We start from the raw sequence: 22,501 nt of genomic DNA, 5'->3' as shown, positions 1-22,501 counted from the left end.
TCCGCAAGATCCGATGCAGCACCAACCGGATCACTCACCTTGTCCGAGCCGTCCTCACGCTTCATCTGGCCAGGTCAACGCCAAGATGAAATGGGCTCAGTGGCTCCAACTGGCCCCAGACCGGTTCCAAGGTCAACCACTACAGCAGCGACAGCGACAGCCCGCGCTGGATCACCGAAGACACGACAACGGGAGCAATAACCCGTTACGTCACCTCCGCGACCGGGCAAATAGCGGCCACCACCAGCAAGACCGGAGATGTTGCCCTTCAGCTCACCAACATCCACGGTGACGTCGCGCTGATGCTCCCGCTCGACTCTGCCAAGACCCCCACTGCACTGGACACCGACGAGTACGGCAACCCACGCGAAGGCCAACAGCAGGCACGCTACGGCTGGCTCGGCGGACAGCAGCGGTCATCTGAGACGGTATCCGGTTCCATGCTCATGGGCGCAAGGATGTACAGCCCCGCCACGGGACGCTTCCTCACCACGGATCCCGTCTACGGAGGTTCGGCAACCGCCTACGACTACGCCAACCAGGACCCCGGGAACCAGGTCGACCCGTCCGGCCGAGCAGCATACGTTCGGTTGTGCGGGACCAACTGGAAGTGGTACGGGTACACCTTCTGGTGCAAGTTCTACGTCACTCGCTTCCACACTCAGATCCTCAAAGAGGATGTCGGCACAATGGGCGGAATCGCAGCAACGCTGATGGAGACGTTCCTGTGCTCCAGGCTCATACATCCTGTTGCGGTCGGTGTCTGCGTCACACTGGCATGGACCTATACATGGTGGTCGGTCCACCACATCAATGCCGCTAACGCCAGGGGGGGATGCTTCACCTGGCAAATGGGCGCCACTGTCGGATGGGGGATATCCGGCTGGGCCAAGCCGGGAAATGTAAGCAAGAGAAACCGCAACTGCAAAAGATAGCTGAGTAGCACTGAAGGGGCAGCCCTGCGTGGGCCGCCCCTTCAGCACCCCGGCCCCAAAGGAGGATTTTAATGCCGCACACCAAAGAAACCAGAAGTTTCCGACTGGGAACGATGCAAGTAGCCACTCCCATTACTCTGGGGATAATCCTGGCGACGAGTCTGCTCTACCTAGGATTGCAGTGGAATGGTGATCCCATGACGGAAGAAGAGCTGCGATCCTGTGCGTACGCCGCTTGCGCAGCCATCGCCTTCGCGGTGATCTGGCCTCGAACCCGCGGAGTTCGCCTTTCCCCCGAGGGTCTGGAAACCTTCAAGATCTTTGATCGCCGCAGTCGTTTCACCCCATGGAAAGAAGTCGCAGGGATTGACGTGCGGCGCACAGCTGGCGTGAGTCGAGTAATTATTTATCTGACCTCGGGGGAAAGTGTTGCGTTGGACGCCCCTGTATCATTTATCGATCCCAAGTTCAATGATAAAGTCGCAGCATTGAACAGCTACTGGTGTACTTATCGTCATTGAGCCTTTTCCAACCTGTCTGTCAGGTCGGCCGCCCCCGTCCGTCGGAGCGTTCGCAGCATGGTGGCCGACTGTGGATCTGCTGGTCACCGGCCTGTCGCCGGCTGACATGGTCACTCGTCAGCACGCCCTTGACTAGCACAGATGTGAGGTTGGAAAAGGCTCAGTGAGGTGAGCTTGGGTACCACGAGGCGTTCCTCGGTCATCCTCTGCTGAAGCTCGTCGAGCATGGACATCGCGACTCTGTACCCCAGCCGGTCGCGGGCGAGGTGGTCGAGCTCCGCTAACACGAGGGGTGACATGACGAGGGTGGCCGCGGTGTCCAGAACGTTTCTGGCTTCCTTGTGAATCTTGTCGCCTGTGTCGTATCCGGCGAGGACTGCGGACGTGTCTGCCATGACGATGCGCCGCGCCGTGGGCAGTTTCACGAAGCGTCGCTCCCTGGCGTTGCGGCGCTGCGTACCAGGACATCGAGGACTTCGGTGTCTGTCTGGCCTTTCGACGAGCAGAAGGGGGGCTCTGCCCTCGGTGTCGAACCGGTGTCGAAGAGCCTCCGCGGCCTCGTTCATTTCCTTCAGGAGTTCACGGAGCTCAGGGTCGTTGCGGACTGCGTGGTGCGCTCGCTGCCACCGGTCTGGGTCGCGCTGCTTGATAGGAACTCCTCGTGACTCCAGGAGGAGCGTGCGAACGGCTTGCCACCCTTCTGGGTTGCGCCGGCTGATCTCCTTGGCGGCCGCGAGTGCGTGGCCGGAGCCGGAAAGCCGCTCACCGAACGCCTTGGCCTGACCTACAAGGGTGCGGTCAGGTGTGTACACGATCCAGTCGGCGCCGTCGTATCTCAGGCCCTCTGAGGGAGGCAGGTCTGCGTGGTAGGCATCCACGTATTCGCGGAGGTCGCCGTAGCCGCCGTCTTCCGCGTCTCTGGAGCGGATCTGATCTGTCTCTTGTTCCTCGGGGCGGTTGATGTGGGGGTTGTCGAAGAAGGGGGTGTCCCATACCCGGTGGGCGAGGACGGCCTTGTGGATGGCGTCGCGGATCATCTCGGCCGCGCTGGTGCCGGTTTCACGGGCGATGTCGTTGAGGGCTTCGATGTCGGCGGGGTCGGCGAGTTCGGGTGGGAGCGCGGTGGGGTCGAGGTCTGCCATGGGATCACCGTAGAGCGCCGGCGGCGGAAGGACCCTGGTGTTCGGCGGGAGACCTCGTCGCAGACGAGGCGCCCGCTCACCAGAAACCGAGTTAAGGGCAGACATCGAATTTTACGGAACAGACAAGCTACCCCGGCCCCCCTGCCGCCCTGGGGCAAGGTCCGTACGGGAAAGTGCGGAGCGCGGGGCGGGGCCGGGCCGTTGGGATACGACCGGGGCCCGGCTCCTGCGCGTCACCCACGCCACCGGCCGGACCCACGGCGCAGGCGCCTCGCCCCTGCAGGTCGGCACGCCCCTGCAGGTCGGCACGGTCATGCTCGGCGGCGAGATTGCCGCCCGCTACCTCTACCAGCAGCTTGCCGGTGAACACGGCCCCACGGACTCGAACCACTGGAGGCCGCCGCCAACCTGTTGCCGCTGCCCGGCGAGACACCTCCGTACGCGCACGGGGACGCCGGCATGAACCTCCTGCGACTGACCACCGGTCCCTACAAAGCCCTCCTCGGCACCGCTGAGATCAAGGCCGTACAGCACCTGGTCCGAGGCCTGTCCGGCAGCATCGACCAGGTCACGCGGCTGCGGTGCGTCGCGCGGGCCTGCCGGTTCCTCATCGGCCGGAAGAGGCTCCACGGCGACGACCTTCCCGCCGTGCGGGAAGCGGTCCTCACCTCCCGTACCACCGGACAGCCCCTGTCCGTCCCCGCCTGGTCCGTCCCGTCCCTCGCCCCGGCCGGCGGACAGGACAGAGGACGGGCCGGGACGCGCTCACGCGTCCCGGCCAGCCGCGGAAGAGCCCCGGAACTGAGGTCCGGGGCTCTTCCGCGGCTGGCCGTTCGGGGTCTTTGGAGGAGTCAGTCCGTCTCGATGTAGGCGACCAGGACCAGGGTGCCGAGGGCTGTTGGCACGTACAGGATCCGGACACCGTCTGCCCGGTGCTCGCGGACTGCGCCGTGCTTCGACGGCACACCGATCTCGGGGTTCCTGGAGACGGCCGCCAGGACGGGGTCGAGCCGGAGGCGTTCGGCCTCGGTCATCTTCTCGATCTGTTCCTGCGCCACGTCGTAGAACACGATGCGGGCGCGCCGGGGCGTATGGCGTCCCATCAGGCGACGTGCGAGGTGGGGGAGGAGTCGTCGAGCGGGGGCTGGCCGAGCTTCTCGCGCAGGTCCTCCCAGGAGGTGACGCGGTCCAGGTCGACACCTTCGCCGGCCAGGCGCTCCAGGACGTAAGCGATCTGCGGGTCGCCGTCGGCCATCTCCCGCGCGTCGGCCCGCAGGGCCTCCTGCTCGGCCGGGTCGAAGACGATCCGCATCGCGGCCTCCAAGTCGTAGACGCTGTGACGAGGCTAGCGCAGGAGCATGCCGCCGGAGCCCGGAAGGCGAGAGGCGGTGAGCACCCGGTGCGCGGGGCCGCCCCGGGGCGGCGGAAACGAAAGCGGCCGGCGCCCACTTCCGCCGAGGCGGGTGGCAAGGGCGCCGGCCAACCGAAAACACACACTCCGGGAGACCCGAGAGGCATATCTCGTCTCCGACTGTATCCGCAACGCCGCGGCGTTGCGGACCTGCCCACTTGCTACCGATGATGCATTGTGGGTAACGTTTTCTTGATCGCGGGTGGTGGCAGCCCGCGATACCGAACACACACCGGCATCCTGGAGGCACCATGCCCTTTCTCCTCACCCACCCCGCCAACGTCCCGATGCGGACCGCGGCCGTCGCGCCGGGGTGGCCGGCCCCCCCCGGGGCCGCCGAGACCGAACTCACCCGGCTTGCCGGACTCCTGGCCGGGGCCGGCACCCCCGTCGTCCCCACCACGGGCGTCCGGGCGATCCCCGCACGCGCCGCCGGCCCGGGCGACACCACCGGCATCCGGGTGCGCACCACCGGCAACCCGCCGCACGCCCTGTACGTCATCGCCGGCGGCGACCTCCCTCCGCACGCCGGCGCCGGCAGCGCCTTCGCCTAACTCCACCCGCTGATCGGGGCGGCCGTCCACCCTGCGACGGGTGCGACGCCGGGGCCGGCGCGCCGTGCAAGCCGCACTGCCTGCCCGACCCCTCGACCGACTGACACCCCCTGTCGGCGGGGCGCTGCGAGCGCCCCGCCCCGCGATGAAGGAGAAGAACGTGATCCGCGCCGGACGCCTGCAGTACGTCCAGACCATGGCCGACCTGGCCGACACCCTCGGCAAGAAGCTCGTTACCGTCCGAAACCAGAAGCCGTACGCGGCAGAGGGCCACCCGGCGCCGATCAGCTCGCCCAACGCCAGGGCCCAGCTGTGGGACGCGGAGCAGACCAGGGCCTACTACGCCGGCCAGCCCGTCCCCGAGCTGCCCCGGGTCGACGACGAGGAGGACCTCCTGGACCGCCACGAGGCCGCCGAGCTGCTTGGCGTCGCCCCAGTGTCCTGGAACACCTACAAGCGGGACCCGAACCTGGCCGCCGGCGTCGTTCTCGTGCCCGCGGGTCCCAAGGGCACCGAGCACTGGCCCCGCCGCCTGGTCCTCGGCTACAAGAACAGCCGGCCCGGCAAGGCCGCCGGCGGCGGCCGCCCCGCGGGCAGCGGCGACATGATCCCCCGCGACGAGATCCTGCCGCGGATCGCCGAGCTCCTGGACGCCGACCCGGCCGTCACGGTGGAGAGCGTCGCCTACACCCTGGGCGTCGCCAAGTTCCCCACCGCGCAGTCGGGCCTGGTCACCCTGCGCGGCCGGCGCATCGCCGACCTGGTCGAGGAGCAGCCCGGCCTGGATCCGAAGGACGCCGCCATTCGGCTGGGCTACCCGACCGGCACCCACCGCGGCGCCATCGCGGCCGCCGAGCGGGAGCTGAGCGTCCGGAGCGACAAGCCCTACCTGCAGCGGACCGCCGACTTCCTGGCCGCGGCCGGCATCGCCCAGCAGGCCCTGGTGGAGATGCGCCGGCCCGACGCGGAACACGTCGCCGCCGCCGTCCTGCTCGAGGCCGGCCAGCCCGCCGCGGCCCTGGTGTGGGACTCCCGCTACGGATGGCGCACCTCCACCAGCCGCCGCCACCCCATCGGCAAGGCCACCACCACCCCGCCCGAAGGGGAGGGGATCCGCTACCTGGGCAGCGGACTGCGACCCGAACCCGAAGAACTCCTCGAGGCTCTGCGCGACGGCCGCAAGGGAACCAAACGCCCCCACACCGCGCCCTGAGCATCAACCTGAGCCGACCCCAGACGCATCTCTTTCCCCGGGCGGGCCGGTGGTCGCTCCGGAGCCCCTGCTATGCATGCGGCATGAAGATTCACGACGACCGGTTCGACTGGACCGATGAGGAGGACGGCTTCTACCCGGTCCTCACCCTCATCGAAGGGATCACCGAGGACGAGGTCATCCGGCGATTCGGAGGCAACGCGTCGGCCACTCGGCTCCTTGCCTCCGAAGAGGTCCACGATCTTCAGCCCGAATACCCCGACCGGCGCGACCACGTGAGCGTCGGCACGGCTGGAGACGTGGTCTTCGCACTGGAAGTCGTCGGATGGACAGGAGCGGTCCCCGGCGTCCTGCGCGACCTCTCGCGCGCAGGCAGGTGCTTCGGACTCCACCTCGATATCAACGGCGGCGACACCGTCCACTACGCGGTTGACGGCGACCTCGTCGTCTACGAGGAGCCCTACGGACCTGTCACACCGCTGCGAGAGGGAGACACTCGCTGGGACCCCGCCTGGTGCGCCGGTCTGATCGATGTCACCGACCCGACTGAGGTCTGGGGCCCGAAGCTGTTCCTCCTGGCCGAGCGGGTGATGGGCGTGACGATCGAAAGATCATGGTTCACCCAGCCGCTGAGAACCGCAGAAATCTCCGGCTCCGCAGCCTTCACGGACACGCCGGCGTGGCACATCCCGTGAACGCCGATCTCGCGGACCCTCATCAACGTGATGTCTGGCGAGCCCAGCCGCCACGCCTTTCGGTGCCACCGGCAGAGGCAGTTGGGAGCAAGCCGTCCGGCGTGTTGCGGAGGCGGGCAGACCCATGCGGATGTGGTCCCGCAACAGTTACACCAGAAGGAGGGCTGGAGGGGTGCACGTAGAGGTGTACTAGGGACTGTTTGTAGTTCGGATCATGTGGCTGTCGTGATGTGCTTCAGCCACATGATCGATCCTCGGAGATGGAATCCCGCTGCGTAGCTCTCGGGCGACTTGTCGTAGCGGGTGGCGATTCCGCGCAAGGTCTTCATCTTCTGGAAGCAGCGCTCCACGGTATGGCGCTGCCGGTAGCGGTGCGTGTCGAAGGCGACGGGGCGACCGCCGGCCGGGCCCTTCCTGCGCCGGTTGGCGGCCTGGTCGGACTTCTCCGGAACGACGGCGGTGATCCCGCGTCTGCGCAGGTAGACGCGGTTGGCCTTGGAGGAGTAGGCCTTGTCCTCAGCCACCGCACCGGGCCGGGTACGAGGCCGAGGGACCGGGGACCCTGATCCGGTCGAGTACCGCCTGGAACTGCGGGCTGTCCGCTGCCCGCCCGGGAGTCAGGACGAACACCAGCGGCAGTCCCGCCGTGTCGACCGCGGCGTGGATCTTGCTGCTCAACCCGCCTCTGGACCGCCCGAGTCCGGCCGCCTGCCCCCGTGCCCGACGACGCCGACGTGCGGCAGCCCGGTTGCGGTCCGCCTCCTCTGCGCAGCTCGCACCGGGCGAGGCCTGCGGCGTGTCACCCGCAGGACCGGCCCCTGCTCCAGCAGCGGAACCCCCTTCTCCTCGGTCAGGGCCTGCTCAAGGGCGTCCAGGGTCTCCCCGGCAATCACCGGCCCGGCCGACTCGTGATGGGCTCGTACGACCGTGGAATCCACGCTCACCGGCTCCAGACCGACCCGGCCGCGCATCGCCGCCTCGACGATCAGGGTATCCGTCAAGGCCTGGAACACCCCGGCCCTGGAGCAGGCATTGAACCGCGAGTACACCGTCGACCGAGACCCGTAGCGCTCCGGGACATCACGCCAGCCGCACCCGGTGCGAAATCGCCACAGCACCCCGTCGAACTGGTCCCGCACCCGCCGGGACAGCGGACCGGTCCCCGCCGCCGGCAGACACCCCTCGATCAACGCCCATTCCGCATCCGTCACATCAAAACGCGCCACAAGCGAGTTCTACCAGCCCAGACCAGCACACCACCGAGCCTCACAAAGATCCGAACTTCGCACAGCTCCTAGGGCGTGTCCTGTCGATCAGCGGAGCCAGATCATGATGGCGGCGATGACGACTTCGGTTCGGTAGATCGCGGCGCGTTTGGCGTATCGGGTGGCCAGGCCGCGCCATTGCTTGAGCCGGTTGAAGCAGCGCTCGACTACGTTCCGGTCGTGGTAGAGGTCGCGGTCGAAGCAAGGTGGACGGCCGCGGCGCCGGGATTTCTGATCAGCACGCTCGGGGATGGTGGTGGCGATCCGGCGCCGGCGTAGCTGGGCGCGGGAGACGGATGCGAGTATGCCTTGTCGGCGATGACCCGATCCGGCCGCGACCGGGGACGCCCCCGGCCCCAGCCGGGGCACCCGGATCGCCTCCGGTAGCGGCACCAACTGCGGCTTTTCACCGGCCTGTCCGGGCGTCAGCAGGATCGGCAGTGGACGGCCGCGCCCACCTACAGCCGGGTGCACTTTGGTGCTCAACTCGCCGCGGGATCGTCCCAGTGCCTCGCCGCCGACCGGCGTGACCGGCCACGTGCCGCAGCCCCCCTTCTTCCGGGCCCCTGCCCCATGCTGATAGGACCTGGCGGTGGTGGAGTCGACCGACACCACCCACTCGATCGTCCCGACCGCGTCGTCGTCCGCCTGGACCTGCGTGAGGATCCGATCCCAGGTCCCGTCCGCCGTCCACCGGCGCGGCCGCTCATGACAGATCTTCCACGGCCCGTACCGATCCGGCAGGTCCCGCCACCGGCCACGACGCCCGTCGGGGCGCGGCAATAGCGGCATGATCCGCGCCCGGGCCACATCGGTCAGTTCACCACGAGGAATCATCCGCCCATCGTCGAACCCCGACCCGCCCCATGTCCTCAAAGGGCGTTCGGGCCCAGCCAGGGTCAGCGGCGCGGCCTGTCCGATACCGCCGCCTGATCGTTTTCAGACGGCTCGGCTGAGGTCGAGCCGTTCGGACGACGGCTCGTAGCCGGCTGCCCTGTAGGTGGCGACGGCGGCAGCGTTCGAGGTCGGGGTGCTGACGAGTGCGCTTGACGCACCCAGTTCACGCAGCGCCGCCGCAGCGGCGACGCTGATCGCCGTCCCGTAGCCGCGACCGCGATGGTCGGCGTGCACACCCACCGGCTCCAGCAGGCCGGGTTTGCCGGGCCCGGCCGACCAGACCGTCGCCGCGGCCACCGCGTTGTCCTGGGCGTCGTAGCCGATCAGGCAGCGGGCGTCGGCATAGACCGGCCCAGCCGCGAGGACGTGCCAGATCTCCTGGGTGAACGCCGGGCTGCCGAAAGCCGAGCGATGCACCGCGGTCCGCACCGCCGCCGTCTTCGGACCGGCTACCTCGATCCGCAGGCCGGAGTCCTTCACCGGCTGGGCAAGGTCGTGGCGCAGCGGCGTCCACGGCTCGTCCAGAATCCAGCCCGCCTCCAAGAGGACCTCGCGGAGCAGGGCGCCGTTGGGGATTTCGAGGCCGACCTTCCCGGGCGGCAGGACCCCGCACTCCGGATCATCGAGGTCCGCCAGCAGCCGGCGCGCCAGATCACCGTCCTGTCGCAGATCCGGCGCGGTCGTCAGGCGCAGCACATCAGGGTCGTCCAGGTATCCGACGGCAACGATCCGTCCGTCCACGCTCCAGGTGCGGACGGCCGCGGCCAGCCTCTCCGCGCCCAGTGCCCAGGCCCAGCCGAGGTCTCCCGGATGGAGTTGCAGCGGTGTGCGGTCGTCCTGCCACACGCGAAGGACATCCACGACCCCGGTCAGCCCCTCGACGCCGGGCCCGTTCAGAACGATCGTCATGCCCCGCATCTCACACCGTCGCGGCGACCGGCCGCACCTGGTTTTACTCAGCCGGTCAGATCGACAGGACACGCCCTAAGGGCTGTCCCATAACTCCAGATACCGTCTGCCAGTGTCCGGTTCAACCTGCTTTGCTCGGCTCCAGCTGAGGTCGCGAGTCGGGGCGCAACCGGACAAGCCGATCTGCCTGTGGTGCCCCGTCGGCCTTCGTTCTGAGTTACAGGACAGCTCTTAGACGCAGATCACCACAGGCCCCGGAACCGAATTCCGGGGACTTCGAACCCGACGAAAGGAAAACCCGTGAAATTCACCATCGTCGGAGACTGGTACGAAGTCTGTGATCTCGCCTCATCATTTGCGGTCGTCGCCGAGGGAGCGGATTTCGAGGAAGCCAAAGCGAATGCCGTTGTCGCGGTACTGGAGGCCTTCCCGCACCGCGCAGAGGAGGACGGGGAGACACCCGAAACCCTCTGGGGAGGCGACCACGGCGCCTATGTGGTCGCAGCTTTCCTCGGAGACCTCGGAGACCTCGGAGACCTCGGCACTCGGGCGGTCGACGCCGCGTACTTCGAGCTGATCGCATGACCGACGCCACCCAGAGGTACACCGTCACCGGCTTGACCCTCGACGCCGACACCGCCACCACGGCCGTACGCGCCAGCCTCACGACCGGATAGACATCCACCCGCCCTGCGCCCCCACCGTGCCACTGCCGCACGGTGGGGGCGCAGCCGCGCTCCTGCCGACAGGGCGCCGGGCTGAAGCCTTCCGGGCAGCGGCGGCCTCCCGAGCGTTCTCCCTCCGTGCCAGCCGCAGCACGCCCCGGCCGGCACGGAGGGAGAAGAGTGCCGGCGGCGCACGCGCGGCCGGCGGAGGGCGGCCGCGCGGACTACCTCGGGAGCACCGACGCCCGCTATCGGCTGAGCGCCTCGTTCGCCGAGGACCCGGACGCCCTCACGCTGCGCTGTGTGCGCCGCAAGTCCATCACCCGGTCGGCCGCCAACGCCTGACCCTCCCTCGGGGTGCAGCCGACCGGTTGCGCCCCGCCCCGGGTGGCGGGGAGTGGCACCCCGATGCCGCCGAGAACACCCGCTCACGAAAGGGCAGACCATGACCGACAACCCCCTCAATGACGGCGCCGCCAACCCGGACGCCCTGGGCCCCGACGCGATGCGCTGGACCCCTGAGCCGGAGCAGCCGGCCGTTTCCGTGGCCGACCTCTTCGGAGTGGTCATTCACCGGTACAGCCGGGCCCAGGCTCTCGCCGACGGGGCCCTGGTCGCCGTCGACGACGACATCGCCCGCGAGGCCGGTTTCGGGGTCCCGGTGGCGCTCGCCGCAGCCGCGTGGGCCGACTGCGTCACCTGGGGACCGCCGAGGACAACCGGCAGACCTACCAGGACCAGGCGGGCCGCCTCTGGGACGTGCTCTGGATGACCCGCTACGCCATCCGGCGGTCCGACGGCGACGGGAGCTCCTGCACCGTCGAGCTCTACCGCGTCCCGCGCGACGGAGAGAGCCACGAGAGCGAGCAGACGCGGCTGCTCGCCACATGCGGACCCGGCGACGGAGGGGAGCCCGTGATCACGATCTCCCTGCCCGACGAGGACCGACCGCCGGAAGCGGTGCCCCACCCCTCGAGTTCCAGCGCGCCGCCGGGCTGTTGACGGGCCTCCTCGGGGCAGTAGGGGACGGCTGTCACGTACTCGTCGCCGTGACAGCGGGGAAAGGGGGACTCCCTCGGGGTCGCCATGCCGTTCCACAACATGGGCGAGACGACCGTCCTGGACTCGGACGACGCCCATGAGGCGATGACGATCCTCATCCGGGCGGCGTCGACCGGCGGCGGTGTGGTGATGCGTACGAACTTCGCCGACGAGACCTCCCAGGTACGCGGCTGGAAGCTCACGGAGTTCTACGCCCAGCCGCTCAGCGCCGTCGAGATCTCCAACGCGTACTGCACGGACGCGGAGACCGGCGGAGCCGATCGCGCCGGAGCAGGGTGTGCAATGCGTGGCCGCCCCCCACCTGAAGGTCTGATCGGAAACTCTGGGGTCGGGCGGGGCCGCCCGACCCCAGAGCGTCACCGGCCCCGGCACGCCGCCCGAACGACAGCGGGGCCGGACGGGGTCACCCCGCCCGGCCCCGCAGACACCGGCCGACGACGAGCCCGGCCGTACCGGACGCCTGCCGTGGTGAGCGAGGCCGGCTCCACTCACCACCCGCGTCCGTGGTGAGGCCCGTTTGTGAGGCTCACAGGCCGTTTCCCCTGGTGGGCGTGCGTCTGTGAGACTGTGAGGAACTGTCCATGAGGTTGCGCGGGGAGTCGGCGCTTGTTGTCCTCTGACAGATGATCTTGACTGTTTGTCATGTGAGTTTGACCGGGCCTGTGGTCTTGTCGGGTGCGTCGTTAAGGTCGGGTTTCATGGTGGGTGAAGACGTCGCGGACAAGGGCCGCTTTCTCGTACTGCACGACTACGGCATGGGCGGCTCGTGGTGGTGGGTCCGGGCGCGGTCGGCGCGGGAGGTGCGTGAAGTGTTCGCCTGGGTCGAGGTAGTCGCCGATCCAGAGACCGTGGCCGGGTTCGAGGCGGAAGAGCTGGAGGAGGCCGACATCGACGCGCCCCGGATGCCCGCGGGTCTGAACGGGCTGCGTGCCGAGCGTGATGCGCAGCGCGGACAGGAGGGCTTCGGTGCACTCGCGGACAGGAGCATCGTGTATCTGCGGCGCCGCTGGGAGGAGGACGACGGACCGGTCGACTACCTGATGGAGGTGGGCTCCGACGGGCGTCGGCTCCGCCAGGTGGAACTGCCGGAGAACGGGACCGCCCTACGCAGTGGTCCCGACGACTGGCCGTTCAATCCACCGGTGGTGGACCTCTTCGATCCGGTGCTGGTGGGTCAGGAGATCAGCCGGAGCGACTTCGAAGAGCAGTGGGCGCATGCCCGCTCCATGGACTCCGGCGAGTAGGAACCGATCCGACCGGTCAGACTCACCTGTCAAATGGTCAAGATCACCTGTCAGAGGTCACTTGCGCCCTCCGTCAGATGATCTTGACTGGTGCAGTCGAACGTCTTCTCGATACGGTCGGCCCATGAGCAACCTTCCAGAGAGCGTGGATCGCGAGATCTTGAACGGTCGGATCATCCACGCGATCAAGGCGTACCAGAACGCGTCCGGCTGCACGATCCGCGAAGCTATGGACTTCGTCCGAGAGCGCGACGCGGAACTCCACCGCGACCGCCCGAACACCTGACCTACTGCTTCCCTGATCGGCCAGCACCTCTTGGCAACTGATCAAGACCATCTGCCGGAGGACAGCTTGCTCTCTGACAGGTCAGGTGCTCGATCGGGTCGAGGAGGAGGTAGGTGCGGGCTTCACCTCACCCCGGTGAAGCAGGGTCGGCCCGATCTGGCACCAGGTCTGCTCTCCTGCACAGGCGACTTCGCCTGGCCGAAACGGTGGTGGATCGTCGGTGCCGAGGGCAAGCCGGCGGGGGAGTCGTCCCGCTGTGAGCGCACCCGAGTCGCCAGCCTCGCCGTGCAGGGTGACCCGCCCACCCATAGCCACGTCGGCAAACGCGTCACCGCCTGCCTCGCCCTGGCCGACGATCCCAGCGGCATCCTCGCCTGACACCACGGGCCACGGGCCACGGGCCACGGGCCACGGGCACGCGCGGCACAGCGAAGGGGCGGCCGGCCGGGTTCCCCGGACAGCCGCCCCTTCCCACCTAACCTTTACGCCGGTGCTGCTTGTCGCACGGGCCGCAGCGATGCGAGCAGACGAGCACCGGGCCTTCCCGGCCGCCCGCAGCCGCTCCCGGCCGCTGTCGATACGCGCCGAAACAGACATGTAGACGACGGCAGTCGTGGGAGCAGCCCGCTTTTCACACGGGTCAGAAGTCGATACAGACCGGGCCCTGGTTGACGTTGACCAGACCGACCTGGGTGACGGCGGCGTTGCAGTTGAAGTTCATTTCACCGCTCTCGCTGCCCTTGTTCTCGTCCTCGTCGTAGAGGGGCCCGAAGTCGATGCAGACCGGACCCTGGTTGACGTTCACCGCGCCGACCTGCGTGGTGAAGTCGTTGCACTGCCCGTAGGACGACGGCTCCTCGCCCCGCTCGGAGTGGTCGTCGGCCGAGGCGATGCCGGGCCCGGCCATCACCGCGGCAGCAGCAAGAGCAACGGCCGCGAAGGTCTTACGGAAAGACAGCATGATCTTTCTCCAGAAAGTGGAGGTCAGGGACACAGCAGACTTCACCAGTACCTGCCCTTGCCCGCATGTCGGGATAGGCCGGTTGGACCGCCGGGTGCCCCGATGTACTTCTTTGAGAAGCGCAAGACCCCGCCCAAGATGCTGCGCCTGTCCGACCCCGGGGTGCGGGAGGTCCTGGCGAAGATGCCCGAGTCCGCGCCGCTGATCGGCTTCGGCGCGGGCGGCACGAAGGTCTCCGTCGACCTGGACGCCGACTCCCCGCACGTCCTGATCTCCGACGGGACCGGCGGCGGCAGGTCGACCATCCTGCGCGCCATCTGCTGCCAGTTCATCCACAACGGCGCCCACGCCTACGTCCTGGACTTCAAGCGCATCTCCCACACCTGGGCCCGCGGGGTGCCCGGGGTCACCTACTGCCGCGACATCGCCGAGATCCACGACGCCCTGATCCGCCTCGCCCGGGAAGGGCGCGACCGGATCCGCCTGGCCGAGCAACTGGCCGACGACGTCTTGGCCCGCGAGCCGTGGCGGGTCGGGCCCCGGCCGGTGATCCTCCTCGAAGAGGTCAACGCCACCATGGCGCAGCTCAAGCGGTACTGGGCCAGGATCCGCGAGTCCGGCGACCCGAAGGAGTCCCCGGCCGTCGACGCGCTCGCCGAGATCCTGTTCATGGGCCGCCAGGTCCGCCTCCACGTCCTGCTCGTCGCGCAGTCCGCCACCGCCCGTGCGATTGGCGGCCCGGAGATACGCGAGAACTTCTCCCCCGCATCCTCGTGCGCTACACGCTCAACGCCTGGCGGATGCTGGTGCCCGAGGTCAGCCCGATCCCGATGCCCAGCCAGCACAACGGCCGCGTCCAGGTCGTCACCCGCGGCCGCGCCCAGAAGACCCAGGTCCTCTTGCTGACGGACGCCGAGGCCCGCGCGTGGGCGATGTCCGGCGCCCACGCGAAGAACACGGCCGGTACCGCCCTGCACAAGGGAAGCAATCCTCGCCCCGGAACCCGCCGTTGCGGCCGGCGACGTCCTCGTCAACGCCGGCAGCGCCCACGAGCTCCCGCCCGCTCCCGCCACAGAACCGATCCCCACCGCCCACCGCGACCAGGTGGCCGATCCGGGCGCGGCGGCCGGCCCCGCTCCCGCCGAGACGACGTCGTCGGCCCGAGCACCTGGTCGACGACGACCAGGTGCTCGGGCTGCGCGCGGCGTACGAGCAGCACCTGTCGGAGACGGTCGCCAGCCTCGACGCGCTGCGCTGGGCCCGGCAAAACGACCCGGACTTCCCCGCCCCGACCGGCAAGCGCGGCGCCGAGCTCCTCTACCGCCTTGGTGACCTCAAGCGCTGGGCCCGCAACCGGCCCCGCGCCGCGTCCGGCACCACCGACCCCGACGACTGAACCCCGCCCGGCCGGACGGCCCGCGCCCGGAAACGGGCCTGTCCGCCTCGGCCGACACGATCCCCCTCATCCCGGAGAACACCCGGACCTCCGGCCCCATAGGTAAGGAAGCACCCCACCATGACGAACACCACCACCCGCACGTTCCCCGAGGCGCTGCGGCTGACCGACACTGGCGTCCGCGAGGAGCTGGAGATGCTGCCCGACTTCCTGCTCCTACTCGGACACGACGCCGACGGCCAGCCCGTCACCATCGACCTGAACGCCGGGGCCCCGCACGTCCTGGTCGTCAACGCCACTGGCGGCGGCACCACGACTGCGCATCCTGGCCGCCCAGTTCCTGCACCACGGCGCCCACACCTACGTCCTCGACTCCAAGCGGATCTCCCACCCCTGGGGTCGAACACCTCTCTCAATGGCACAGGAGCCTCGTGCGTTGTGGGACGTCTGCCCGTCACCCGATCAGTGGCCGCTCTGAAAGAGGCTCACTGTCAGAACCTGCCACGCCCTGTGCGCCCAGTTCACCGTCCTGTCCCGCGTCCAGCAGCGCACCGGCCACCCGTTCGTGCACTCCACCGTCAACGAGCAGCGCAACGCCACCGCCTGGGACGCCGGCGACTTCACGCACCGGGCCTACGAGCTCGCCTTCGGCCCCGTCGAGACGCGGTACTGGATCGGCGCCGTCGAGACCGAACGCCGCCAGATCCTCGACGGCATCTGCGCGGGCATCGGCATCACCGGGCGCGGAACAACGAGCGCCATCCACCACGCCGCACCGGCGTAGCCTCTACCTCGACCACCGGCTCCCTGGGGGGCGGGGCGATCCGGTCCGGCTCCACGCCCAGCTTGTGCGGGTGCACGCACGCCGGCGTCCGGTCCTTAGGGGTGTAGCGCGGCCCGTCGGCGGGGTCGAAGGGGCACTCCCAGGAGGGGCGCGAGTAGACGACGAACCCCGAGCGGGGCAGACGCTTCGACGGACAGATCCCACAGGCCGGATGATCCTCGCCCTGGGCGAACGGCTGGCTCATGACCGCACCGTAGCGGAACAGGCATACCGGTCACCGCCACAACCACAAGACCGAGAACGGCGCTCCCTCACCGAACCGTGAGGGGGTGCCGCCGATCTGCGGGCGTCGGTCAAACGCGCTGACACCGACTCCTCGTACACGAGGTGCGCCCGACTTCTTGGCGCTGCTCGGTGAGCAGGCGGCTCCCGGCCGGCCCGGGCCTCGGGCAACCCACCGGGGGCCGGGCTCGCGGGGCCCGCTGCCGGTCTCGCCGCTGGGTGTCCGGGTGCCGGCCGGGGCTTCTACAACTCCTCGGGGCGCAGGTCGCAGGTCCACTGCCACGCGCCCTGGCCGTCTGGCCAGACGGTGCCGAGGACACCTCGGTACGCCCCCCCGGGCCCCGGGTGCCGGCCCGGTCCCAGCTCACCGCCGGGGGCGGTGTCCGCCCGTGCCGCCGTCGACCGCTGTACGGTGCCGTCGCTGTGCCGGCCACCCGCCGCGCACCGCTGCTCCGTCCCGCCGTCGTCGACCGTCGACCGCCGTCTTGCCGACAAGATCGCCGTCGACCGGCACCGTCGACAGCCGTACGCCGCCGCCCGTCCCTCGCTGCGCCGCCCCGCCGCCGGTGCGTACGCTGTTGACCGCCCCGCCACCGTGCCGTCGTCCCGGCCCGCTGCTGGTTCCGCGGTGCGGAGGGCGGCGTCCGGTCGTCCGCCGTCGGCCCTCGATCGCCGTACGGCCCCGCTGTCGGCGAGAGGCGCCGTCCTGCCGCTCGCCGTACGCGGTGTCCGGCCATCCCGCCGGCCGCGCCGTGCCGTTCTGTCGACCACCGTACGGTGCCGGCGTCCCGCCTCTGTACGCGGTGCTCCGGACGCACGGCCCCGCCCGGGCACCGGCCCGGCGGCTCGACATCTCGCTGCCGGCGTCGTTGCGCCGGCCGTCGACCACTTCCCGGCCGGGCGCCGGAGCGGGGGTGGCGGGGCTGTGCCACAGCGCGCGGCGTGGTTGATGCCCGCAGCGCCCAGCTCCCGCCCGCGTACATCAACGAGCGGCCAAGCCGACTTGCCAGTGCCACGCGCCACCCCGGCAGCTCAGGATCGTGCCGCCGTCCCGCACGTACAGGACGTCCTCGTTCTCGTCCTAGGCCATGCGCAGCAGCTCGTCCCGGGAATCGCCTTGCAGCGCCCGCTTCCACAGCGGGCTCGCCGGGGCCCCGGGGGTCTCCATGCCGAGGGACCGCACGCCTTCCAGGGGCAGGAGCACAGGTCCGAGTCGCCGGTACGGCATCGCTTCGGACTCCACGTACGCGTCGGAGAACGCCAGCTCGATGCGCAGGGATCCGTCCGACGGCAACACCGACATGCGGTACCCCTCGGATTCGATGTCCATCTCGCCGATGCCGGGGATCTCCCAGCCGGTGATCTCCCGACGGGACGGCTCAGGCTCGGCCCCCAGAACCGGGGTACAGCCTTCCCACATGGCCAACCTTTCATCTTGAAACGGATCGGGGATGCGGAGCGGGTCGAAGGACTCGCTCCGCGCCCCCGAGTGTCACATCAGTCCACTTTCGACGGGGTCACCGCGTCCCTACAGGGAGCGCCACACCCGCCGGATGTGGCGCAGGCCGAGCCGATGGGCCACTTTCCGTAGCGCTTCCCGCCCCGGTAGTACTGCACGTGAGGGAAGCCCATGCTCTTCTTCTTGTAGCGGATGACGCGCCAGCGGGCTCCGAGACCCTTGCCCTTGGGCCGGGCGCCCACCTTGTTGAAGTGGGGCTTGTCGCCGCGGACGTCGACACGGTAGCCGCGCTTGGTGTGGATGCTGTCCCTGACCGACTTCTTCGCGAGGCAACGCCCTCCGGCCTTGATCGCCGTGCTGCGCAGGAACCCGCCGCCGGCGACCATCGAGACCACACCTGCGACACGGCGGGTGTTCTTGCCCGGGCACCAGCGGGAGCAGGCCCAGGTAGCCGCGCCTACCGCGAGCCAGGCCCACTTGCCGTCGAGGTCGTAGTGGTTGGTGGGCCGGCCGTAGCAGTAGGCGTTGGCGTTGCGGCCGTAGACGGGGTCGACGGACAGGAAGCGTCCGGAGGCGGGGTTGTAGAGGCGGACACCCATCAGGGTGAGGCCGGTCAGCGTCTCCGCGGACCGCTGGTGGTGTCCTCGGTGATCCAGCGCGGGTTGTCACCGTCTCCGTCGTAGTGGTTGACCTTGGAGGCGGTCTGGGTCCAGGTGGAGCCGCTGTCGGCCTCCACCTTTCAGGAGCGGAAGCGCAGGGCGGCGTCGAGCTGCCAGGTCTGGCGTTCGCCGTTTGCGGTCTGCTGGTAGGCGATGTCGTTGGCGTAGTGGTTGAAGGCGCTGCCGGGCAGGGCCGTGGTGCGGCCGAGCGCGTCGTAGGTGGCCTGGAAGGAACCCGCAATCGAGTCGGTGATCTTCGTAGCCAGACCTCGAGGCTCAGCGAGGTGATCGTAGGTGTACGGCACGGAGGACGGAACGCTGTCCGCAACCTTGACCGGTCGTCCGAGGAGGTCGTACTCCGTTGTGGTCGTACCGCCATCGGCGTCTGTACAGGAGGTCTGGCGGCCAGGCCCGGGAAACGACCCGGCCCACGGCTCAAGGCCGTGGGCCGGATGTTCACCTCGTGGAGGTCACGGAGTTCACCGAGATGGCATGCGCTCCGCCAGGTACTGCTCGTACGCGGTCCTGAGTACCTGCACGTAGCTGCGCAAGCCCTCCGGTTCCGCGTCCTGGCCGATTCGCGCGAGTTCGGCGTCCACGACGGCGAACTGCTCGCTGACGGTGGCGCTCGCAGCCGTCAGCTGACGGTCCTCGAGCCCCAGGACGCCGGTCAGGTGCGCTTCGAGCTGATCCACCTCGACAAGGAGGTCACCGAGCTCGTCGCGCTCCCGCAGACCCGGGAACCCGTCGATCCATGATCCGCGGGGGAGCAGCTCCTCCAGCGCGGACCGTTGCTTCTTCCGCCACATTTGCCGTGTCCTACCAGAACGTCTGCCAACGAGTCAGCCTCGGGTTGAGCTTACCGCCGGGGCTGCCGCGGTGGTTGCGCTTGGTTCCGCGGGCGTTACGCAGGTGGCTGGACGCGGCGCGGTGGTAGTTGCGGGCCGATCCGTACTTCTTGCCGTGCTTCGCGTAGTGGTAGACGAACGACCGTGCGGAGTTCTTGAAGGACCCCCGGTGGAAGGTCCGGCCCACTCCGTACGCGGTCTTGCGGCTCCTCGTGACGTAGAAGGCCGCCCGCAGGCTCCTAGTCTTGTTCACCGCGCTGTACACGCGGTACGCGCGGTACGCCCAGGCCGCGGCACCGACGCCGGGAATGAAGCCGGCTGCGGTGAGACCTATCTCCCACTTGTTCTTCCAGGCCCACCGGCCGGCCTTCTTGCACCAGCCGCAGCTCCACCGGCCGTCGAGATCGTACTGGTTGACCGGGTCGGCGTTGGTGTATTCGTATGCGTTCGCCGATCCGCCGTTGACGGGGTCGATGGAAAGGAAGCGTCCCGTCACCGGGTTGTACAGGCGGACACCCATGAGGGTGAGGCCGGTCACGGTCTCTGTGGAGCGCTGCTTGGCACCGAGCCAGTTGTAGCGGGAGGCCGGCTGGCCGCTGCGCGGGTTGCCATACTCGTCGCTGTCGAGGGCGACGGGTGCCTTCGACAGGTCCAGCGGGAGCTGGAGCGCGATGTCTCCGTGGATGTTGGCCAGCTGCAGGACCGTGTCGCCGGTCTTGCTCGTGGTGGCGGCGAGATCGCCGGAGGCCGACTCGACGTTGCGGGTCAGCGCACCGGTGGCCGTGTCCTCGACGATCCAGCGGGGGTTGTCGCCGTCGCCGTCGTAGTGGTTGACCTTGGAGCCCGTCTGGGTCCAGGTGGAACCGCCGCCGGTCTCCGTGGTCCAGGAGCGGAACCGGTGGGCGACGTCGAGCTGCCAGGTTTGGCGCTTGCCTCCCGCGGTCTGCTGGTGGACGAGGTCGTTGGCGTAGTACGACAGCGTGCTGCCCGGCAGGGCGCTGGTGCGGCCGAGGCTGTCGTAGGTGTAGCCGGCGTCGACCAGGCGGTCGGCGCTGTCGTAGGCGTGGCTGGTGGTGGTGCCTCCGGTGATGGGGCACTCCGCACCGGGGGTGCCGGCCGCGGAGGTCAGCGTCTTGCGGTTGGTCCGGTTGTCGAAGGTGTACGTCCGCTTGGTGCACACCGTGTCCGCCATGTCCTCGGCAGAGGTGAGACGCCCGATCCTGTCGTAGCCATAGCGCTGGTCGGACCAGCCCGCGTGGGCGGTGACCTGGCCATGGACGGACTCGGTCACGGTGTCGGAGTAGACGACGGTGCCGTCGCTGTCGCGCGTGTAGGTGCGCTTCAGCGGACTGCCGGTGGTGTCCTCGGTGAGGGTGGCGGTGTACCCGCCGGGCAGCTTCTCGGAGGTGACGGAGCCGTCTGCGTCGTACGTGGCCTGGAAGGCACCGGCGATGGAGTCGGTGGTCTTTGTGGCCATGCCGCGAGGCTCGGCCGCGTGATCGTAGGTGTACGTGACAGTCGACGGGCTGTTGTCGGTGACCTTGACCGGGCGGCCCAGCAGGTCGTACTGGGTCGTGGTGACACCGCCGTCGGCGTCGGTGTACGAGATCTGGCGGCCCAGTTTGTCGTATGTCTTGAGGATGGTGCCGCCGGTGGGCGAGGTCACCTTCACGGCGCGGCCGGTGGCCGGGTCGTACTCGGTGGTGGCCTCGGGGATCGCCTGGCCGGCGCCGCCGGTGACCGTCATCTTGGTAGGGCGGCCACCGGCGTCGTAGGTGGTCGTGGTGGTGCGGGTGGTGCCGTTCGCGGTCTCGGTGACCTTCGCCGGGTTGCCCCACCAGTCGTACTCGGTGGTGGAGGTCGGCAACTGCGACGGGTTGGTGCCGCTGCCGGTAACGGCACCGGCCGGGCCCGTGGAGCAGACGTCGTCGGCCCACTCGGGTCGGCCCTGGCAGGTGCCGGTGCCGGTCGCGGACCAGTACGTGGTCACGCGGGTGGCGGCGTCGGTGCCGGTTGCGCCGGGCAGCATCTGCTTGATGACGCGGCCCTGGGCGTCGTACTCCGTGGTCGTGGTGATCGCCAGGCCGCCGGGGTCCTTGATGGACTGGGTGGGCAGGCCCTTGGCCCAGTCGAAGACGGTCTGGACGGCGCGGGTCTCGCCGTGGACGGTGGGGTGCTCACGCACCTGTGCGCCCGTGGTGACCTTGGTGACCTGGTCCTTGATCTTCGCGGTACCGTCGGTGGGACGGCCCGCGTCGTACTCGTTGACCGTCCAGGTACGGGCCGTCACCGACGTGCCCGCCGCAACCAGGGCGGTCGTACCGGACTTGAGGTCGGCGGTCAGGTCGATCCGGCGCAGCGGGCCGAACTCCTCCAGCTCGCGGGTTCCGGTTTCGTCGTGGACGGAGGAGGTGGACAGGAGGCCCGCACGCTCCGACGAGGACAGCGCGGTGATGCCGAGGTCGGCCTGGACGGCGCGGTCGGCGGCGGAAACGCCGACCGCGACTGCGCGGTTGGCCGCGGAGAGCTCGCGCACGGTGTTGCCGAAGCGGTCGTACTCGGTGGTGGAGATGTGGCCGCCCGGGGTGACCGAGTTGACGGACCGCCCGGAGACGCCCAGGTAGGTGATCTCGGCGCGGCTATAACCGGAGGCGGACAGGGCTGCTCCGTCGTGCGAGGCGGGAACGGAGTCACCAGGGAAGACTGCGGCGGCGTCGGTCGGGGCGTCGGTCTGGCCCCATGCCTTCACGTCGCTGGCGCCCATGGCGTACGGCGCGGTGGCGCCGGTCAGCGGGACGTCGTAGACGACCGAGGTGGTGTTGGTGCCCTGCTCGACATCGGCCGTGCCCTGCTGGAGAGCGGAACGGGACGCCTTGAGGAGCATGCCCTCCCCGGCGGTGGCGGCGTTGCCGGCCTTGCCGTAGGTGAAGGACCAGGGCAGCTCGCCCGCGGGGGTCAGGCCGGTGACCCGGCCTGCCGTGTCATAGCCGTAGTCGGTGTACAGCGCCGGGCTGATCTGCGGATTCCACTGACGGCGCAGACGGCCGTCCTTGTCGTACGCGTACGCGGTCATCGCCTTGGCGGTCGCCGAGGCGGCGCCGGGCTCGGTGGACCACAGCATGACCCTCTTCACCTGGCCGGTGAAGTCGCCGATGGCGGAGTCGGTGGCGGTGGTAGCCGTCGCATAAATGAACTCAAGGGCGCGGCAGCCCTTAGAACTCCTAACGAAATGATCTTCGAGATGGTTGGATCACTCCAGGAGTGATGATCCGGAGGTGCGGGGTGGCGCGGCCGAAGCCGTGGGATGTCGATG

General features: G+C 69.1%; 21 protein-coding genes and 4 pseudogenes. 14 read left to right on the top strand and 11 right to left on the bottom strand.

The features are described 5' to 3' along the window. Nucleotides 1-98 precede the first annotated feature (98 nt). Nucleotides 99-935 (top strand): annotated as a pseudogene (locus tag ADL08_RS34980) (RHS repeat-associated core domain-containing protein); the annotation flags it as partial. Nucleotides 936-1,006: 71 nt separating this feature from the next. Beyond that, nucleotides 1,007-1,456, top strand: coding sequence for a hypothetical protein (locus ADL08_RS37000; RefSeq protein WP_159042967.1), 450 nt, complete (start codon nt 1,007-1,009; stop codon nt 1,454-1,456). Nucleotides 1,457-1,566: 110 nt separating this feature from the next. Here ADL08_RS37000 and ADL08_RS02120 read toward each other — a convergent pair whose 3' ends face one another. From ADL08_RS02120 to ADL08_RS02105, 3 genes are all read right to left on the bottom strand, one after another. Continuing rightward, nucleotides 1,567-2,598: a hypothetical protein gene (locus ADL08_RS02120; RefSeq protein WP_053640287.1), complete on the bottom strand. Its 1,032-nt coding sequence runs from the start codon at nt 2,596-2,598 to the stop codon at nt 1,567-1,569. An 851-nt stretch (nt 2,599-3,449) separates the two neighbouring features. After that, nucleotides 3,450-3,701 carry a hypothetical protein gene (locus ADL08_RS02110; protein ID WP_053640285.1) on the bottom strand — a complete coding sequence of 84 codons (252 nt, stop codon included), beginning with the start codon at nt 3,699-3,701 and terminating at the stop codon, nt 3,450-3,452. After that, complete coding sequence (locus ADL08_RS02105) at nt 3,701-3,922, bottom strand: hypothetical protein (RefSeq protein WP_159042966.1); 222 nt, start codon at nt 3,920-3,922, stop codon at nt 3,701-3,703. The genes ADL08_RS02110 and ADL08_RS02105 overlap by 1 nt, the downstream gene beginning before the upstream one ends. A 338-nt stretch (nt 3,923-4,260) precedes the next feature. On the opposite strand from ADL08_RS02105, the gene ADL08_RS02100 reads away from it, so the two are divergent. The 3 genes from ADL08_RS02100 (at nt 4,261) to ADL08_RS02090 (ending at nt 6,471) form a co-directional block, all read left to right on the top strand. Next, entirely contained in the window at nt 4,261-4,563 is a 303-nt protein-coding gene (locus ADL08_RS02100; RefSeq protein WP_053640283.1) for a hypothetical protein, read from the top strand. 160 nt (nt 4,564-4,723) lie between these two features. Next, nucleotides 4,724-5,776, top strand: a complete 1,053-nt coding sequence (locus ADL08_RS02095) for a DUF6292 family protein (protein WP_053640282.1) — start codon at nt 4,724-4,726, stop codon at nt 5,774-5,776. A gap of 83 nt (nt 5,777-5,859) precedes the next feature. Continuing rightward, nucleotides 5,860-6,471: a DUF6461 domain-containing protein gene (locus ADL08_RS02090; RefSeq protein WP_053640281.1), complete on the top strand. Its 612-nt coding sequence runs from the start codon at nt 5,860-5,862 to the stop codon at nt 6,469-6,471. A 212-nt stretch (nt 6,472-6,683) separates the two neighbouring features. Here the strand turns inward: ADL08_RS02090 and ADL08_RS34975 are convergent. The 3 genes and pseudogenes from ADL08_RS34975 to ADL08_RS02070 all read right to left on the bottom strand — a co-directional run bounded on the left by ADL08_RS34975 (nt 6,684) and on the right by ADL08_RS02070 (nt 9,542). Next, nucleotides 6,684-7,697, bottom strand: a pseudogene (locus ADL08_RS34975) (IS5 family transposase). A gap of 87 nt (nt 7,698-7,784) precedes the next feature. Further along, the gene (locus ADL08_RS02075; protein ID WP_234351965.1) at nt 7,785-8,573 is read right to left on the bottom strand and encodes an IS5 family transposase; all 789 of its coding nucleotides are present in this window, start codon (nt 8,571-8,573) and stop codon (nt 7,785-7,787) included. Nucleotides 8,574-8,675: 102 nt separating this feature from the next. Further along, complete coding sequence (locus tag ADL08_RS02070; protein WP_053640289.1) at nt 8,676-9,542, bottom strand: GNAT family N-acetyltransferase; 867 nt, start codon at nt 9,540-9,542, stop codon at nt 8,676-8,678. A 300-nt stretch (nt 9,543-9,842) separates the two neighbouring features. Here ADL08_RS02070 and ADL08_RS02065 point away from each other — a divergent pair, with 300 nt between their 5' ends. The 6 genes from ADL08_RS02065 (at nt 9,843) to ADL08_RS37480 (ending at nt 12,799) form a co-directional block, all read left to right on the top strand. Further along, a complete protein-coding gene (locus tag ADL08_RS02065) occupies nt 9,843-10,127 on the top strand; it encodes a hypothetical protein (protein WP_053640280.1) in 285 nt (94 codons plus the stop codon). 260 nt (nt 10,128-10,387) lie between these two features. Then, entirely contained in the window at nt 10,388-10,552 is a 165-nt protein-coding gene (locus ADL08_RS36995; protein WP_159042965.1) for a hypothetical protein, read from the top strand. 100 nt (nt 10,553-10,652) lie between these two features. After that, nucleotides 10,653-10,979, top strand: a complete 327-nt coding sequence (locus tag ADL08_RS37490) for a DUF6573 family protein (protein ID WP_199836936.1) — start codon at nt 10,653-10,655, stop codon at nt 10,977-10,979. Beyond that, nucleotides 10,976-11,209 carry a hypothetical protein gene (locus tag ADL08_RS37485; protein WP_199836935.1) on the top strand — a complete coding sequence of 78 codons (234 nt, stop codon included), beginning with the start codon at nt 10,976-10,978 and terminating at the stop codon, nt 11,207-11,209. Before ADL08_RS37490 ends, ADL08_RS37485 begins: the two co-directional genes overlap by 4 nt. A gap of 758 nt (nt 11,210-11,967) precedes the next feature. After that, entirely contained in the window at nt 11,968-12,513 is a 546-nt protein-coding gene (locus ADL08_RS02050; RefSeq protein ID WP_063885209.1) for a hypothetical protein, read from the top strand. Between the two features lie 124 nt (nt 12,514-12,637). Beyond that, complete coding sequence (locus ADL08_RS37480) at nt 12,638-12,799, top strand: hypothetical protein (protein WP_199836934.1); 162 nt, start codon at nt 12,638-12,640, stop codon at nt 12,797-12,799. Between the two features lie 640 nt (nt 12,800-13,439). On the opposite strand, the gene ADL08_RS02040 is transcribed toward ADL08_RS37480, so the two are convergent. Continuing rightward, the gene (locus ADL08_RS02040; RefSeq protein WP_053640277.1) at nt 13,440-13,760 is read right to left on the bottom strand and encodes a hypothetical protein; all 321 of its coding nucleotides are present in this window, start codon (nt 13,758-13,760) and stop codon (nt 13,440-13,442) included. A 102-nt stretch (nt 13,761-13,862) separates the two neighbouring features. Between ADL08_RS02040 and ADL08_RS02035 the strand changes: the two genes are divergently transcribed. The 3 genes from ADL08_RS02035 to ADL08_RS02025 all read left to right on the top strand — a co-directional run bounded on the left by ADL08_RS02035 (nt 13,863) and on the right by ADL08_RS02025 (nt 15,940). Further along, nucleotides 13,863-14,666, top strand: a complete 804-nt coding sequence (locus ADL08_RS02035) for a hypothetical protein (protein ID WP_053640276.1) — start codon at nt 13,863-13,865, stop codon at nt 14,664-14,666. 280 nt (nt 14,667-14,946) lie between these two features. Beyond that, nucleotides 14,947-15,156, top strand: coding sequence for a hypothetical protein (locus ADL08_RS37475; protein WP_053640275.1), 210 nt, complete (start codon nt 14,947-14,949; stop codon nt 15,154-15,156). Between the two features lie 565 nt (nt 15,157-15,721). Further along, a complete protein-coding gene (locus tag ADL08_RS02025) occupies nt 15,722-15,940 on the top strand; it encodes a hypothetical protein (RefSeq protein ID WP_053640274.1) in 219 nt (72 codons plus the stop codon). Between the two features lie 1,363 nt (nt 15,941-17,303). Here the strand turns inward: ADL08_RS02025 and ADL08_RS02020 are convergent. The 4 genes and pseudogenes from ADL08_RS02020 to ADL08_RS02000 form a co-directional block, all read right to left on the bottom strand. After that, complete coding sequence (locus ADL08_RS02020; RefSeq protein ID WP_234351964.1) at nt 17,304-17,642, bottom strand: hypothetical protein; 339 nt, start codon at nt 17,640-17,642, stop codon at nt 17,304-17,306. A 464-nt stretch (nt 17,643-18,106) separates the two neighbouring features. Next, nucleotides 18,107-18,747, bottom strand: a pseudogene (locus tag ADL08_RS37825) (RHS repeat-associated core domain-containing protein); the annotation flags it as partial. A 72-nt stretch (nt 18,748-18,819) separates the two neighbouring features. Next, nucleotides 18,820-19,149, bottom strand: coding sequence for a hypothetical protein (locus ADL08_RS02005; protein ID WP_053640271.1), 330 nt, complete (start codon nt 19,147-19,149; stop codon nt 18,820-18,822). A gap of 394 nt (nt 19,150-19,543) precedes the next feature. Beyond that, a pseudogene (locus ADL08_RS02000) lies at nt 19,544-22,408 on the bottom strand (RHS repeat-associated core domain-containing protein); the annotation flags it as partial. Between the last annotated feature and the right edge of the window lie 93 nt (nt 22,409-22,501).

Source organism: Streptomyces sp. NRRL F-6492, assembly GCF_001280125.1.
Taxonomy (GTDB): Bacteria; Actinomycetota; Actinomycetes; order Streptomycetales; family Streptomycetaceae; genus Streptomyces.
Note: the sequence above shows the minus strand (reverse complement) of the source record. Positions and strands in the feature narration are given on the sequence as shown.

Coding starts and splice junctions, on each gene's coding strand:
- ADL08_RS02110 (WP_053640285.1), bottom strand. CDS start 3,701: ATGGGACGCCATACGCCCCGGCGCGCCCGCATCGTGTTCTACGACGTG.
- ADL08_RS02090 (WP_053640281.1), top strand. CDS start 5,860: ATGAAGATTCACGACGACCGGTTCGACTGGACCGATGAGGAGGACGGC.
- ADL08_RS37480 (WP_199836934.1), top strand. CDS start 12,638: ATGAGCAACCTTCCAGAGAGCGTGGATCGCGAGATCTTGAACGGTCGG.
- ADL08_RS02035 (WP_053640276.1), top strand. CDS start 13,863: ATGTACTTCTTTGAGAAGCGCAAGACCCCGCCCAAGATGCTGCGCCTG.
- ADL08_RS02120 (WP_053640287.1), bottom strand. CDS start 2,598: ATGGCAGACCTCGACCCCACCGCGCTCCCACCCGAACTCGCCGACCCC.
- ADL08_RS37000 (WP_159042967.1), top strand. CDS start 1,007: ATGCCGCACACCAAAGAAACCAGAAGTTTCCGACTGGGAACGATGCAA.
- ADL08_RS02005 (WP_053640271.1), bottom strand. CDS start 19,149: ATGTGGCGGAAGAAGCAACGGTCCGCGCTGGAGGAGCTGCTCCCCCGC.
- ADL08_RS37490 (WP_199836936.1), top strand. CDS start 10,653: ATGACCGACAACCCCCTCAATGACGGCGCCGCCAACCCGGACGCCCTG.
- ADL08_RS02040 (WP_053640277.1), bottom strand. CDS start 13,760: ATGCTGTCTTTCCGTAAGACCTTCGCGGCCGTTGCTCTTGCTGCTGCC.
- ADL08_RS02070 (WP_053640289.1), bottom strand. CDS start 9,542: ATGACGATCGTTCTGAACGGGCCCGGCGTCGAGGGGCTGACCGGGGTC.
- ADL08_RS02075 (WP_234351965.1), bottom strand. CDS start 8,573: ATGATTCCTCGTGGTGAACTGACCGATGTGGCCCGGGCGCGGATCATG.
- ADL08_RS02050 (WP_063885209.1), top strand. CDS start 11,968: ATGGTGGGTGAAGACGTCGCGGACAAGGGCCGCTTTCTCGTACTGCAC.
- ADL08_RS37485 (WP_199836935.1), top strand. CDS start 10,976: ATGACCCGCTACGCCATCCGGCGGTCCGACGGCGACGGGAGCTCCTGC.
- ADL08_RS02020 (WP_234351964.1), bottom strand. CDS start 17,642: ATGTGGGAAGGCTGTACCCCGGTTCTGGGGGCCGAGCCTGAGCCGTCC.
- ADL08_RS02100 (WP_053640283.1), top strand. CDS start 4,261: ATGCCCTTTCTCCTCACCCACCCCGCCAACGTCCCGATGCGGACCGCG.